Below are 13,427 nucleotides of genomic sequence, written 5' to 3'. Positions count from 1 at the left end.
CAGGCAAAATTAAACTACCTGTCTCCTGTTGATTTCAGGAAACAGGCAGCATAGGTGTTTTTTCTGTGTCTCAAATAGGTGGGTCAGTCCAGTTTTTATATTGGGGCAAACATTGAGCTTTTTTCTCTTTAGTCGATTTTTGCCCCCAATTTGCCCCCTTCAAAAATTTCTTCCGTATGTTTTTCAAATCGTTGAATGGCATCATTCTCAATTTTTTTGCTAACATGGGAATAAACATCCGATGTGATTTGAATCGAACCATGCCCTAATGCTTCTTGAATATATTTCATTTCAACTTTGGATTCTAACATTAAAACTGCGTGAGTGTGCCGCAATGAGTGTATACTTAAATTCGGCAGATCCACTTTATTTAAAATTCTCCTAAAGGCATTAAAGAGTGTTGACTTTGGGAGTGGTGATCCATCTTCACGACAAAAAACAAGATCTAAGTCACGCTTATATTTTTCTTTAAATCTTAACTTATTTTCATTTTGACGAATTTTATGAGCTTTTAATTCCATCGTAAGCCTTTTTGTAATAGGGATTTCACGTTCTGAGTTATACGTTTTTGTATCGCCAAAAAGTTCATCATCCGATTCAGCTTCATAATCAATCGTTTGCAAAATTTTTACTCGCCCATTATGTAAGTCTAGATGATCCCACTGTAATGCGAATCTCGGCAACCAAGGCGGATGCTGTCACTACATCAATTCCCGGCATTGTCTCCAGTTGGTAATCGAGTAATTTCATTAATTTTCTTAGTTCTCCTTCGACCAATGCCATTTCCTGCTTTTTAAAGCGCAAATCCCATGCTTTGCACGAGGAAATCCCGTGTTTCTTGGTATTGTTTGGTGGTCGTTCCATCTGTTTTCACAAGTTCTAGTATTTCTTTTGCTTTCTTTCTTGAACAAGTGTTGTGGCTAACAGCTTGTAACTTTTGCTTGCCCCTGTGTCGAGACTCGTATATACCCGACAACATTTAACGTTACATCCCCCCGTTACGAAAATTACAATTTATGTAACGCTTGTTAACAATGACGAGTATTATACGACCTTCTCTAGTGAAAATACAATAATAATTTGACAGTTTATTATTGTTAAAAGCTTACCCCCACTTTCTTTGCCACGAGAATGGGTCTATTGTGTAAATTCCCCTTTGATAGAAAACATGGATCTGAGACTTGACGTATGGCAGGTAAGTCCGGCAAGTCTCCCTGCCGGTCGCCTTCCCGAACCAATGATCATGTTGTCAAGGAGTTTTCTTCCTCGCTTCGCTCCGGTATTCCACGTTCTCCTTGACACAGCGAAGGGGTTATCCCACTCTTTTCATTTCCGAATCTTCCTGAAGCTGACAACCCGGGTGGGACGGTTGACCTTGCGCGTTCCACGAACAAGAGATGGAGAGTTCTCTACGGAACTGTTCCAACGGTATCAACGAAGCGAACAAGCTCTGGTACTGGCAACTCATGGAAATGGTGGTAAACGGGGTGTCTACCCGAAAAATCACCCAATTCACAGAGGAGTTGTGCGGGACTTCGTTTTCCAAATCCACAGATTCCTCGCTGTGCAAGGGACTGGATCCGATTATCCAAAACTGGAATCATCGTTCCTTGCATGAACACGTATAAGCGTGGATACGAACCGTTTCGATAACCTCTTCGTTCTTCCGTTCGTTCATAACGACGAGCCCCCCAGCTGTTCTTCTACTTGGGCCTCGAGTATTTGATTCAGGACTTGTTCCAGTAGCTTAGCTAATCCCTCATCTCTGGTGAATAACCCGTGCAAAAGTTCATCATTTAGGGTAATATGATATTGAGCCATGGTTGCATTCCTCCTTATGTTTGGTGTTTTTGGTTCACTGTTTATTTTACCAAAGGGGAAGCAACATGGCTCCTTTTCTATTCCCTTTTTTACAATTATATGAGCTTAACTTAAATAGAGGAGGAGCAAAATGAAAAAAATATCTAAGGAAGAATTTTTGACTATTCTTGAAAATGCGAAAAGTATTATTGAGAGCGAAGATCTTTGTCATATTGAAAAGGGAGAAGAGTTTGAAGACTATGTTTATAAAATTATTGCAGAGATTTCCTCTTGTTGGGTGGAGCAAACTGGAAAACAGAGTTTCCCGGATATTATAGTTGGAAGTTACGGAATTGAAGTGAAATTTTCAAAATCAAACAAATGGGAGTCGACAGGTAATAGTATTTTTGAAAGTACATATAGAGATGAAGTAACTGAAGATATTTATGTTTTCTTTGGAAGAAAAGTTAGCAAAAATCAAATAAAAGTAAAATATGATCTTTATGAAAATTGTCTGGCGGATGTAAAAGTAACTCATTCTCCAAGATTTTACATAAATATGGAGCTTCCAAGAGGAAATTCAATATTAAATGAACTAGGTATTTCTTATAATACTTATAGAAAACTCAAACCTAGAGAAAAAGGACAAGAAATAAAAAAATATTTAAAAAGTAAATTAAAACCTGGGGAAATTGTCTGGTGGATGGATGAAGGAGAAAGATCAGTTATTATAAAAAAATTTAAAACTTTAAGTGAAGAGCGACAAAATGCTCTTAGAGCTGAATTATTTGCATTATTTCCTGAAGTTGTATCCAATTCATCTTCTAAATTCGAGAAAGCTCAACTTTATCTCCTTAATAATCATCAAGTTACTTTTAGTAGAGATTTGTTCACAGCCGGTGGTAAAGTTTCATTAATTATTAATAATGAATATGTACAGGGGATTCCTGCTATATTTGGAAAATTATATAATGATGCCAAAAATATACATAATTTTATCAAAAAAACTCCTAGTGAAGTATTATATGAGCATTGGATAGATCTGGGGATAATATCTTTACATCATGAGCTAAAGAAAAATAAGCTTCATTTATGGTTAAAACAAATCGACAAATTAGCCATTCCTATTCCTAAAAACATTAAACCATCGGAAATCTTTTATGAAGGGTTAAAAAAGCCTGATATACAATTTTAATTGAATCCCCCTTTAAGTAAACAGTGAAAAAATCCCATTAGTAGAGGGGGCTACACTATTACTTAAAGGGGGTTTTTTATGGAATTAAAAGAACGAAATTCATTTGAAGAATTATGCATGGAGCAAAGGGTGGAATATGCTTCCAAGCTGGGTGAGAAATTGGGAATTTAAGTTTTACACAAGGTTAAAAATCATAGGGCATTAATTAAAATGGTTTCAAATTAATAACTCAATCTGTGTGCTTCGGTTGATTACCAAAACATACTGGTTGCTTAGAATGTATTGTGGCTATTGAACAGAAACTAAAAGTTTAAATTAAGAGTTTTTTATATAAATAAACGCAATTGTTCGTATCCATTTTTAGATTTTGATGGGGTGACATGTACGTTTAATAGGGCTTTTTCAACACTTTTTGCTATGTACCATCCTAGTACAGGAGGAACAGCATTCCCAACTTGTTTATAAGTGTGAGTTGCAGATCCCTTGAATTCAAAATTATCAGGGAAAGATTGAATTCTAGCACATTCTCTTACTGTTAATCGTCTCCAATATTGAGGATTATCTGGTTCGTCTGGGTTAAGTGTCCTGTAGTGTGCTTCAATATTTCCATGATGTTCAGCCCTTATAGTTACAGAAGGAGCGTCAGCTTTTATTTGATTATTTCCTTGCAACTTTTTACCAGGATAAAATTTAGCTTTAGATATTTGTGAATGGTTGGGAACTGTTTCGTCGTTTTCCTTCCCCCACAAATCATCTATTGCTTCTTTAGCAGTTACCCAGTTACTTTCATTATGTGTTGGAGTAGGTGGAATATATTCAATATCTAAATCAGATCGTACTCCAACAATAAATACCCTTTTTCGTATTTGTGGAACTCCATAGTCAGCCGCATGTAATAAATAGTGAGCCACATTATAAGAATAGCTACTATCTATATTTTTAAAATCGTTTTTTATGGTTTCTAGAACTAAACCATTTTCCATATTTACTAAACCTTCAACGTTTTCTGCGATAAAAATTTTTGGCATAATGTGCTCGATAACTCTTTTCATTTCTAGGTATAGTCTTCCTCGCTTTACAGTAATACCTTGTCTTTTTCCAGCAACACTGAAATCTTGACATGGGAAGCCTCCTATGACCACGTCAGCGCTTTTAGGAATAACATTAACATCTATTTGAGTAATGTCTCCCTCAAATATATGGTCACCAATATTATATCTATATGTTTCACAAGCTTGTGGATAAATATCATTTGCCCAAATAATATCAAATTTTGTTCTTGGATATTCTTTTCCTAGAAATTTAAAGCCACCTAAGAATCCCAAATCCAAGCCACCACATCCACTAAATAAGGACACAACTTTGAAATTATTTTCAGACATTACTTCACCTACTTAATATATAATAAAGTGATTTAAATGTGAATCATTTTTAATATTATATTGCTATACTCGCATTTTATAAAAAATATTTTATAATTCCAGAATTAAAGAAACAAGAATTATGTTTTTTTATAAATATATTTTAAGCATGCCTATTAAGTATAGTGATAAAATTTTTAAAATTCCTATATTCAGTTTGTAACATAAATTACAAACATTTTTTTAAATATAAGGGTGTTGAAAAGCAGTCGTTAATTGTTTGTGTTAAAGTGTAAATGTGTAACAATAAAATCACACTTACAACACAGTCATAGTTGATTATAATAATCTTTTTACCCAATAAGAAAGTAATCAAATTGTAAAATAGATGATGTATAAAATTTTGTGTAAAGCATTTTGCTAGACTAAAAGAAAAAAGGTAGGGTATTCTCTGATTTGGACCTAAACATTACAAAGAAAGGAGAACCCTACCTATGTCTAAAAGTATATCGAATATCGACTGGGCAAATCAACTGGAAAATGCCATTCGTCAGTTTGTAAAAGAAAAATTAGAACTGATTATGCGGGAAGAGATCAAACATTTTCTCGAAATCGAACAAGCGGACACATCCAATATGAGAAACGGCTACTATCAACGAAATCTAGATACACAATATGGATTGAAGGGCTTTTGGTCCCAAGAGACAGAAACGTGAAATTTCAAACGCAGCTGTTTGCTCCTTACCAACGCCACACCGGCTGGCTGGAGGAAGCCATCATCAAGATGTATCAAAGTGGCATGAGTGCGTATGAAAGTGGCAAGTTTATTGAACGAATTCTAGGAAATGCCTATTCTCCTGCGACGATCAGCCGTATTACTGATGTCGTAAAGGAAGATATCGAAAAATGGCGCAACCGTCCACTACCCAAGCGTTATTCAGTCTTATATTTGGACGGTTTGTACGTGAAACTTGCTGCGATACGGTAGAGAAAGAAGTTATTTATGTGGTGTTAGGAGTAAATGAAGAAGGATATCGCAAAATTCTCAATTTTTTCGTGGGAGGACAAGAAAGCGCCTATGGATGGCAGGAGATTCTTCAACAACTATACAATCCGTAAAGGAAGTGTTTCTGGGCGTATTCGATGGACTACCGGGACTGGAAGAAGCCTTTAAAGCTGTTTATCCGAAAGCTGACGTACAGCGTTGTGTCGTTCACGAAGTCCGGAACACACTCAGCCGTGTACGGAAAAAAGACCAATTCGAAGTGGCGGAGGAACTGAAACTCATTTATCGATCTCCGAGTAAAGAAATCGCATTGGAGATGTTTCGACAGTTTGAATCGAAATGGTCGAGCAAGTACCCAAGAGAAGTGCAATCTTGGGCCAATGAGCTGGATGTCCTCCTCACCTTTATGAATGATCCAAACAGTATTCGAAGTGTAATTTACACGACGAATGCCATCGAACGAACGATCAAGGGGATTCGGAAACGCCTAAAGCCGATGAACAGTTTAAGTAGTTTAGAAGCCGCGGAAAAAGTCGTGTATTTGACGATCCAAGACTATAATGAGAAATGGGCAGGGCGAAAGTTACGAGGATTTGCCGAAGCGCATGAAGCACTCCAGCGAATGTTTGAAGAACGTTATTATTAACCAAATATTATAAATAAACAAAATAAGGGGATTCTCCCTTTCCCCACAGGAGACTGAATATTCAGTCTCCTGTGGGGAGGAAACAGTCCCCTCTATTTCTAAAATTCATTTCAGAGATACCCTATCTATCTTACATTACACAAAATTCTTGACGGTACCAATTTCAGAAGAAGCAATGAGTAAAGTTTATAAAGAATGGGTATTAAAATTATTACAATATCGAAGAGAGTGGCTAATAAATTGGTATATGGAGGTGAAATAAATGACCCGTCCTTTTGTACTTTGGCTTATTTGGCAAAACGAACGTACGCGCCAGCGATATCATATTGGGAATTTAGTACATCACGAAGGCAAATATGTATTTTATTATGAAAAAAGCAGAAAAAGAAGGGGATTATTAGACGCATTAGAAAACGGATATCAGCCACATTTAGCGTTTCGCGATATCGATAAAATATACGTTTCTGACAGGCTATTCGAGCCTTTCGAACGACGTTTGCCTGATCATCGCCGCCCTGATTTCCCAGAAATTTTGCGGACGCACGGCTTGTCAAGTGATTATACGGAAATGGATTTATTGCGAGCTACCGGCGGCAGACTTGCGACTGATTCATATGAGTTTGTAGCACCTATTTATGTGTACGGAAATCACTTTGACTTTGATTTTTATATTGCTGGCTGGAGATATTATGAAGGGGAACAAATCCTTAAACAGCTAAAAATCGGAGAAAAGGTACAGTTTCAACTAGAGCCAGAGAATGAACAAGATCCGAAAGCAGTGATTGTATTAACAAGCCAAGGGCGTAAGTTAGGATATATTCCAGCCTTTTATAGTGAATTTATGTTTCAGCTTATGGAGAACGATGGGGATTATGAAGCAAAAATTCACTCCATTCATTTTGAAGCTCTCCCACAATTGAAAGTAAATATAAGCGTTTGTGGGAAACTGGTTCCGTCTTTAAAGGAACGGAATTTAAATATGGTGCATGATTTGCAGTTAGAAATGATATAACCATTTTGTAAATTCAGTTTTAGGTTGCGATGTCGTTGAAAATAAGTGCATTGCTTTTCATTTGTCCCTCGGTTTGCTGGAAAAGAGTTTTTTGAAAAACAAATAAGGAGCGGGATGCGGCGGGTAATAGACGAGATGTTATGCTGGAGCATTTATGAACGGAACCTTGAGTTTTTTTACCAACTCTCTTGTTGCTAGTGCTGGGTGTGCTTGGGTTTGAATGGACAATGTTCAGAAAGTTGAATTTTCGAATAATAACATCGTGTTAAGATATTTCAGTAAACTATTTTCCTAAACTCAAAATGTAAAACTACAATAAAGTCGATTAATGTTAATATCAAACACACAAAGGGGCTTCAAAAAGTCAGTTAACCATGACTTTTCTTCATGCCCCAAACAAGCAAACAGCCCGGCTGCTATTGGAACAAGTGCTGGCCAAATGGAGAAATGGGCGCCAAAAGTCATGCAAATTCTCGAAGAAGGATTTGAGGACGACACGGATGTATTGGATTATCCTGATTGTTACCGGCGGCTTCTTCGCACGACCAATGGGGTGGAACGGCTGAACGAAGAAATCCGCCGCTGAGAACGGGTGATCTTGCATCTTTCCGAACCGGGAATCGGTGTACCGCCTCGTTGGTGCTGTGTTGATCGAAATCGATGAAAAATGGATGTTGGGCGCAAATACTTGGATATGTCCGAATATTGGCAATGGCAGAAAATGAAAGAGCAAGAAGCTCGATTGGTGAATCAGGAGGCTCCGGCGATCAAGAGAGTAGGATAACCTCTTCGTCGTGTCAAGGAGAACGTGGAATACCGGATCGAAGCGAGGATATGCCGCGAAAGCTCCTTGATACGCCTGTTCCTTGACAACATGATCGTTTGTCCGGGAAGGCGACCGGCAGGGAGACTTGCCGGACTTACCTGCCATACGTCAAGTCTCAGATCCATGTTTTCTATCAAAGGGGAATTTACACAATAATTTGGACTTGACCCGGTAGCACGCTCGCACAGATATGTAAATTTAATTTATGCGGGGCAAAAATTGCGGGTGAAATAAAAAAGCACAGTCATCAGGTCGTGCTAATTTAATCGGTATAAGATTTCAAAAGTTCCTCACGTTCTTTTATTAATTGCCTCAATTCTTCTAAATCATCCAAAGTAGCTTGTTTATGTCTCTTCTTTTATCTTATTTGTTAATATATAGGGCTTTTTTGCTCAACTCAAGTAATAAAAATGCAGAGGCAATGTTACGAACTGTCGTGTTCACATCAATTAGGATCTAAATTATCCAAAATAATCTGAATTAACCATTTTAGTTTTTCTTCATTCATCTTTCTCATACCATATTTTTTAACGAACCCCTGAACAATATCCCAATGCTCTTGTTGCAAAATTAGTTTTAACTCTGCCAGTAGTTTTTTACGATACTTAATATTTTCGAATGAGTTAAAATCATTAACAATTTTATCTAATTCATTATAGTTCTCACTTACGTTAAAATAACATTCAAGAAAATATTTAAACGTTTCAAAGTTTAATTCTTCATTCAAGATATCCCCACCTACAAAACTTATTTAACTATTGGAAAACCAGTCAAAATCCTAAATCCTAGCTCATTGGTTGAATCTCTAATCAAAACTACTCTAGAATTAGTTAGGTCGTAAATAATCTGCTTTTTATCTTCCAGAGCTCCTTTGCCTATTGGATAATTATGTGAAACATCGAAAATTTTTCTTCCTGTCAAGCCTTGCCATGAAAAAAATTTTTCAGCTTGTGGAGCGGGTAGCAAATACAGATGCGACAGTTCTGATTCAGGGGAAAGCGGAACGGGAAAAAGTTTGATTGCAAAGATGATTCACGACCTTAGCGAGAGAAGTAAGGGGCCGTTTGTATCAATAAATTGTGCAGCAATCCCGGAGCAACTATTAGAGAGTTGAATTGTTTGGATATGAAAAAGGAGCTTTCACTGGCGCCAATTCGAGCCGTCCGGGGAAATTAGAAGTCGCAAATGGCGGCACAATTTTTTTAGATGAAATAAGTGAAAATTCCCCATCATTGCAGGCTAAACTTCTCCATCTCACACAGGAAAAATCCTTTATGCGTTTAGGAAGCAGCACAATCAGAAATGTCGATATAAGGATTATATCTGCGACGAATCGAGACAACTGTTTTATAATATACATTTGGTTGTTGCTTTCCCGGTTTATTCGTCACTTCCCTCTAAGAAAAAAGAAACCTTGAAACAGTTTTCACTCAGTCAAGGTATTCAAACATTTATCGTCCTATTTTGTTTTTACAGCTTCTTTTAATTGCTCAATTACGTTTTCCAGCTATTCTAAAGGTGTTAATCCCATAGCAGGAAAATAAATTTCTGCATGAGATTTAATGAAGTCTTCTTTCTCTTTTTCGGTTGTATTTGTTCTCATAAAAACCAGTAAACTTTCCAAGGTAAATTCTAAACATTCCTTTGTGGCTTCAACTATAAAATAATGCTTGTTCTGGTGACCCCATATCTTGATGAAAAGTTCCAGCTAAAAAGTCAGCTACTTCCTCAAAAGCTTGATGATCATTCATTGATATTTCTCCTTTATTTGGTTGGATAACCTGTCAGAATAAAATTACCCTTTCCATCTTTTTTCAGCACGATTTTTGCGTTAGTTACATTTTCAACAAAATTTGATCCTCTTTCAACGCTTCGTCCAATAACCTCACCATCCCTTTTATATCTTAATGGTAAGGTCGGTCTACTATTAGGATTAGATAGCCACTTTTGTATTTTTTTCATGTTTTCTGGATCGTTTAGAACTTTACTAGCAATTTTCTCAGCAGTAGCTCTATCTTTAAAAGTTGATGCACCTGTTATTTTAGGGTCATCGAAGATAGTGATCGAGAAAGGCCTCCAATTGCAGAAGAACGGGAATATGAAGAACTGTAAAATGCTGTTTAATCGCCTCACCGCCTTCGCCCTTTAAGGAATCGCCTAAATCAATGACTTTGTTCAGCGCCTTGCGGATGGCGAGTATTTTTTTCTCTTCTTTCTTTTTTTGAATAGAACGATCAATTTCTTTGTGGATTTCGGATACTTTCAATACTTTCATCGCACCGTCTCCCTAAAAAATGTGGCGGGCTGCTTTTTGATCTACTTCAAAATATCTCAATGCTGGACCATGCCTCGTTTTCCGCTTTTATGAAAAGCGTTTTACAGCTTGGGATGGTTTCACCGTATCGAACTTCAATTATGTAAATCTTATAACAACTTGCCTACACAGAAATTCCTTTTATCTGTTGCTATTATCATAATTTTCCAAGTTTCTTGTCAACCAAAAATGGAATCAATTTCCGAAAACAGAGCTTCTTTACTATCCATTCAGACAAAAAATAGGAAATACATCATAGAGGTGGCTAGTGATAAACAGTGGTTATCGGTTATGAAAAGATTTATTTTACACCATAAATAAAAATTCCTCCACTCATTCGAGTGGAGGAAACGGATGCAGCTCCGTCACATCATTCAGCCAGCCAATGCCTTTCATAATGGTTAAATCTTTGATACACGGCACATGATAGAAAACATTCTTTCGGTCAAAATAGATCAATTGATTTTTTTCTAACTTTTTTCTACAAACCGGACAAGTTATCTGTTTTAATCTGTTTCACCTCAATGTTTCTATTCAACAATTTCAAAAGTTTTCCTTCCACAAATATTTTTATGATAAAAAAGCATGCCATCTTATGAAACGTCCTCACGTGGAAAAGTGTTGAGTGCGTTCATTGCACAGTAGGTGTCTCCCTGGACGGAATATTTGGAACAGAAAGCGTATCAGCACAGACATGGATTGAACAAGATGGTATTGCTAAAGGAACTTGGTGTCGACAACCTATTATTCTAGTTGGCCATTCATGGAATGGTACTACGACCCTTTCTTATGCTATGCACTTTCCAGAGAAAGTTGCTGGGATTGTAATATTAGTCGGTGCAATGTATAAAAGAGGGGGGTTCCTGCTGAACATGACGACTTATTATCTAAAGTTGTCATAACACCAATATTAGGAAAGATTATATTAAAATACATTTTAAAAACTCCATTGGCTGAAGGAAAAGCAACTTCCATGTTAAGAGAGACATTTGCACCTGAACCAATACCTGATGTGTATAAGGAAGAGGTATATGCATAAGCATTTCGTCCAAATCACTTTAGAGCGAACAGAGAGGATATACTTGCTTTTCCCTAAAACTTCTAAAAATATATGTGAAAAATATAAGGAAATTACAGTTCCAACAGTTATTGCAGTTGGAAAAGAAGATCCATTTGGTACAAAGAAAGATATCCTCTGTGCCATATATAAGGTGATTCCAGATATTGGTCATATGATTCCTACACTTCATCCCCAAATTGTAATGGAGAATATTGATGTTATTTCTAAAATAAAGACTTCCTTTCATAAATGATTTGAAATTATTTCATTAAGAGGTGCTGATATAAAAGGGATATTGCATTTGTTACCTTTCTAATCGACCAGAGTAGATTAATTGGGATCTACTTCATTAAATTAAAACCCTTTCCCAAACGGGAGAGGAATTTTTTTCGCTTTGGGATAAAATGTAAACATGGTATGGTATTTTTAGAAAAAAATCGTTTATTTTGTCGTTAGAATAGTTGACATCATAACCGCTCCAGTTCATCCCGCCATCCATTCCAAAACCTTTCAGGGAAACCTTATCGGCATTATACAAAATTTATGATTGTTGACAAAGCATATTTACCTTAAAGCAGAGATTACAGGAAATAAAAAATTTGCATATTTTTAAAAAATCATAAATTCGGGGTTGCATTTTTTCATTTTTTATATATAGTAAGTAGTAAGTAATAAGTAGTAAGTAATAAGTAGTAAGTAGCAAGTAAGAATGTCAAATCGCAAACACATTTTAAAAACGGGAGGTAAGTCCAATGATAAAAGAATTAACGATTCCTCAAGAATTTGTATTGTTAGCTTTAGACCGTGAAACAAATAAACTAAAATCGATTTTCCGGCAGCATATCGCACTGTATACTGTCATGGCTTGTCTAGTAGAGTTATCTCTAAAAGGCAAGGTGAAATTTGAAGAAGACGATACAGTAACGATCGTAGATTCTGCTCCTACTGGAGATAAGTCCCTTGATCGTTTATTAGAAATCATGACTTCAGAAAAACCGAAGAAAATCAAAAAATGGGTATCATATTTCTACCAGCACATCTTTAAGCAGCGTGAAGTGTATCAATTAGTTGTAGAGAGCCTTGTCGAAAAAGGGGTTCTAGAAGTGGAAAATAGCGAAATCTTGTTTGTTGTGCCGAAGAAAAAATATGTAGATGTCGCAAACACCCGCAATTACATCGTTGAAAAAATCCGAGCTGAACTATTAGAAGATGGCAAAGTGGAAGAGCATACCATTGTATTAGCATTGTTCTTAAATGCAAAAAAAATGTTAAACGATTATTTTTCTGAATTTGAGCGCAAAGCATTGAAACAAAAAATTGAGCAGCTTCGTAAAGAAAAAATCTTTGCAACCATTAAATCTATTGATAAAGCAATTCGGAATATCGACGCTGCAATTGCTACAAGTGCTGCTTCTGCAACGTAGAAGGTGATAAAAGATGGCAAGACGGAGAAGTTTAGAGAAAATCGAGAAATCAGAGCATGTAAGCATTAGTGAATTGGTTCAACTGTCAGGAGTACGTTACAGCACCATAAAATATTACACCGAGGAGGGACTTATTCCGTTCAAGCAGGAGGATATCAGGTTGACAAGGAAATATCCTCGTGTGAAAGCACTTGAACGATTGGCGGAGATTAAAAGGCTGAAAGAAGATCAAGGGCTAACGATAAAAGAAATTAAAGAGAAGTTGTTATAGAAGTGAAATTTATTTTCCACGATGGTTATCATATTCAAACTTAGTTGACATAATCAATACTAACCAAAGTTCTCTATCATGGGGCTGTCTGAAAAGCCCATTTTAGTGTCACATGTTTCCAAATAAAAGACAAAAGAATGTTGATTTAACAGCATTCTTTTGTCTTACTTTTTTTATGATTGGGCTGAAAAAACCATTTTTCCGATAACCCCAACTTGCCGCAATATATTGTTCATCCAGCTGATAAATCAACATTTACGTGCATTTAAGAGCGCCAAGTCTCTGCATAAAAAGATGGGGTTTATGCAATCTTTTATTTAATTAAATGGCCCCATTAATACTAATTTCAATAGAAAACTTTATAAAGGAAAAAGATTTTACCATCATTTATAGTTACACTTAATAAATGGGAGTGTAACCGGAAAATAAAACACTTGTTAAAGCCGATGATAAAATCCCCAATATAGCCGGAATAAAATTCCCCACTTACAATAGAACCATAGTGTCAATGA

General features: G+C 36.3%; 14 protein-coding genes and 5 pseudogenes. 11 read left to right on the top strand and 8 right to left on the bottom strand.

Annotated features, from left to right (window positions below; all coding sequences use genetic code 11):
* Positions 1-128: 128 nt before the first annotated feature.
* Complete coding sequence (locus tag AC0KTX_RS15460) at positions 129-623, bottom strand: site-specific integrase (protein ID WP_474253000.1); 495 nt, start codon at positions 621-623, stop codon at positions 129-131.
* Positions 624-672: 49 nt separating this feature from the next.
* A pseudogene (locus AC0KTX_RS15455) lies at positions 673-925 on the bottom strand (IS110 family RNA-guided transposase); the annotation flags it as partial.
* 420 nt (positions 926-1,345) lie between these two features.
* Here AC0KTX_RS15455 and AC0KTX_RS15450 point away from each other — a divergent pair.
* Positions 1,346-1,619: pseudogene (locus tag AC0KTX_RS15450) on the top strand (transposase); the annotation flags it as partial.
* A 12-nt stretch (positions 1,620-1,631) separates the two neighbouring features.
* Here the strand turns inward: AC0KTX_RS15450 and AC0KTX_RS15445 are convergent.
* Positions 1,632-1,821: pseudogene (locus AC0KTX_RS15445) on the bottom strand (transposase); the annotation flags it as partial.
* A gap of 130 nt (positions 1,822-1,951) precedes the next feature.
* Here AC0KTX_RS15445 and AC0KTX_RS15440 point away from each other — a divergent pair.
* The gene (locus AC0KTX_RS15440) at positions 1,952-2,995 is read left to right on the top strand and encodes a hypothetical protein (RefSeq protein WP_474252999.1); all 1,044 of its coding nucleotides are present in this window, start codon (positions 1,952-1,954) and stop codon (positions 2,993-2,995) included.
* 326 nt (positions 2,996-3,321) lie between these two features.
* Here AC0KTX_RS15440 and AC0KTX_RS15435 read toward each other — a convergent pair whose 3' ends face one another.
* Positions 3,322-4,377: a DNA cytosine methyltransferase gene (locus AC0KTX_RS15435; RefSeq protein ID WP_474252998.1), complete on the bottom strand. Its 1,056-nt coding sequence runs from the start codon at positions 4,375-4,377 to the stop codon at positions 3,322-3,324.
* Between the two features lie 473 nt (positions 4,378-4,850).
* On the opposite strand from AC0KTX_RS15435, the pseudogene AC0KTX_RS15430 reads away from it, so the two are divergent.
* The 3 genes and pseudogenes from AC0KTX_RS15430 (at position 4,851) to AC0KTX_RS15420 (ending at position 7,606) form a co-directional block, all read left to right on the top strand.
* A pseudogene (locus AC0KTX_RS15430) lies at positions 4,851-6,008 on the top strand (IS256 family transposase).
* A 262-nt stretch (positions 6,009-6,270) separates the two neighbouring features.
* Positions 6,271-7,020, top strand: coding sequence for an HIRAN domain-containing protein (locus tag AC0KTX_RS15425; RefSeq protein WP_474252997.1), 750 nt, complete (start codon positions 6,271-6,273; stop codon positions 7,018-7,020).
* 328 nt (positions 7,021-7,348) lie between these two features.
* A complete protein-coding gene (locus tag AC0KTX_RS15420; RefSeq protein WP_474252996.1) occupies positions 7,349-7,606 on the top strand; it encodes a transposase in 258 nt (85 codons plus the stop codon).
* A 685-nt stretch (positions 7,607-8,291) separates the two neighbouring features.
* Here AC0KTX_RS15420 and AC0KTX_RS15415 read toward each other — a convergent pair.
* Positions 8,292-8,573 carry a hypothetical protein gene (locus tag AC0KTX_RS15415; RefSeq protein WP_474252995.1) on the bottom strand — a complete coding sequence of 94 codons (282 nt, stop codon included), beginning with the start codon at positions 8,571-8,573 and terminating at the stop codon, positions 8,292-8,294.
* 300 nt (positions 8,574-8,873) lie between these two features.
* Between AC0KTX_RS15415 and AC0KTX_RS15410 the strand changes: the two genes are divergently transcribed.
* Both AC0KTX_RS15410 and AC0KTX_RS15405 read left to right on the top strand, forming a co-directional pair.
* Entirely contained in the window at positions 8,874-8,960 is an 87-nt protein-coding gene (locus AC0KTX_RS15410; RefSeq protein ID WP_474253002.1) for a sigma 54-interacting transcriptional regulator, read from the top strand.
* A 1-nt stretch (position 8,961) separates the two neighbouring features.
* Entirely contained in the window at positions 8,962-9,264 is a 303-nt protein-coding gene (locus AC0KTX_RS15405) for a sigma 54-interacting transcriptional regulator (protein ID WP_474252994.1), read from the top strand.
* An 89-nt stretch (positions 9,265-9,353) separates the two neighbouring features.
* On the opposite strand, the pseudogene AC0KTX_RS15400 reads toward AC0KTX_RS15405, so the two are convergent.
* From AC0KTX_RS15400 to AC0KTX_RS15390, 3 genes and pseudogenes are all read right to left on the bottom strand, one after another.
* Positions 9,354-9,597: pseudogene (locus tag AC0KTX_RS15400) on the bottom strand (contact-dependent growth inhibition system immunity protein).
* 13 nt (positions 9,598-9,610) lie between these two features.
* A complete protein-coding gene (locus tag AC0KTX_RS15395; protein WP_474252993.1) occupies positions 9,611-9,979 on the bottom strand; it encodes an RNase A-like domain-containing protein in 369 nt (122 codons plus the stop codon).
* On the bottom strand, positions 9,894-10,121 hold the full coding sequence (locus AC0KTX_RS15390; protein WP_474252992.1) for a T7SS effector LXG polymorphic toxin: 228 nt from the start codon (positions 10,119-10,121) through the stop codon (positions 9,894-9,896). Before AC0KTX_RS15390 ends, AC0KTX_RS15395 begins: the two co-directional genes overlap by 86 nt.
* A gap of 692 nt (positions 10,122-10,813) precedes the next feature.
* Here AC0KTX_RS15390 and AC0KTX_RS15385 point away from each other — a divergent pair.
* From AC0KTX_RS15385 to AC0KTX_RS15370, 4 genes are all read left to right on the top strand, one after another.
* A complete protein-coding gene (locus AC0KTX_RS15385; protein WP_474253001.1) occupies positions 10,814-11,062 on the top strand; it encodes an alpha/beta fold hydrolase in 249 nt (82 codons plus the stop codon).
* Positions 11,063-11,191: 129 nt separating this feature from the next.
* Complete coding sequence (locus AC0KTX_RS15380; RefSeq protein WP_474252991.1) at positions 11,192-11,473, top strand: alpha/beta fold hydrolase; 282 nt, start codon at positions 11,192-11,194, stop codon at positions 11,471-11,473.
* Between the two features lie 499 nt (positions 11,474-11,972).
* On the top strand, positions 11,973-12,644 hold the full coding sequence (locus AC0KTX_RS15375) for a GOLPH3/VPS74 family protein (protein WP_474252990.1): 672 nt from the start codon (positions 11,973-11,975) through the stop codon (positions 12,642-12,644).
* Positions 12,645-12,657: 13 nt separating this feature from the next.
* Positions 12,658-12,915, top strand: coding sequence for a helix-turn-helix domain-containing protein (locus AC0KTX_RS15370; RefSeq protein WP_474252989.1), 258 nt, complete (start codon positions 12,658-12,660; stop codon positions 12,913-12,915).
* Positions 12,916-13,427: the final 512 nt, after the last annotated feature.

The sequence above is a fragment of the Aeribacillus sp. JST-2 genome (assembly GCF_056032925.1).
This window is presented reverse-complemented; position numbering and strand designations above follow the sequence as displayed.

What these genes read in the sequence shown, in the direction of transcription:
- AC0KTX_RS15380 (WP_474252991.1), top strand. Translation starts at nt 11,192, where the DNA reads ATGCATAAGCATTTCGTCCAAATCACTTTAGAGCGAACAGAGAGGATA.
- AC0KTX_RS15375 (WP_474252990.1), top strand. Translation starts at nt 11,973, where the DNA reads ATGATAAAAGAATTAACGATTCCTCAAGAATTTGTATTGTTAGCTTTA.
- AC0KTX_RS15440 (WP_474252999.1), top strand. Translation starts at nt 1,952, where the DNA reads ATGAAAAAAATATCTAAGGAAGAATTTTTGACTATTCTTGAAAATGCG.
- AC0KTX_RS15425 (WP_474252997.1), top strand. Translation starts at nt 6,271, where the DNA reads ATGACCCGTCCTTTTGTACTTTGGCTTATTTGGCAAAACGAACGTACG.
- AC0KTX_RS15410 (WP_474253002.1), top strand. Translation starts at nt 8,874, where the DNA reads ATGATTCACGACCTTAGCGAGAGAAGTAAGGGGCCGTTTGTATCAATA.
- AC0KTX_RS15390 (WP_474252992.1), bottom strand. Translation starts at nt 10,121, where the DNA reads ATGAAAGTATTGAAAGTATCCGAAATCCACAAAGAAATTGATCGTTCT.
- AC0KTX_RS15420 (WP_474252996.1), top strand. Translation starts at nt 7,349, where the DNA reads ATGTTAATATCAAACACACAAAGGGGCTTCAAAAAGTCAGTTAACCAT.
- AC0KTX_RS15370 (WP_474252989.1), top strand. Translation starts at nt 12,658, where the DNA reads ATGGCAAGACGGAGAAGTTTAGAGAAAATCGAGAAATCAGAGCATGTA.
- AC0KTX_RS15435 (WP_474252998.1), bottom strand. Translation starts at nt 4,377, where the DNA reads ATGTCTGAAAATAATTTCAAAGTTGTGTCCTTATTTAGTGGATGTGGT.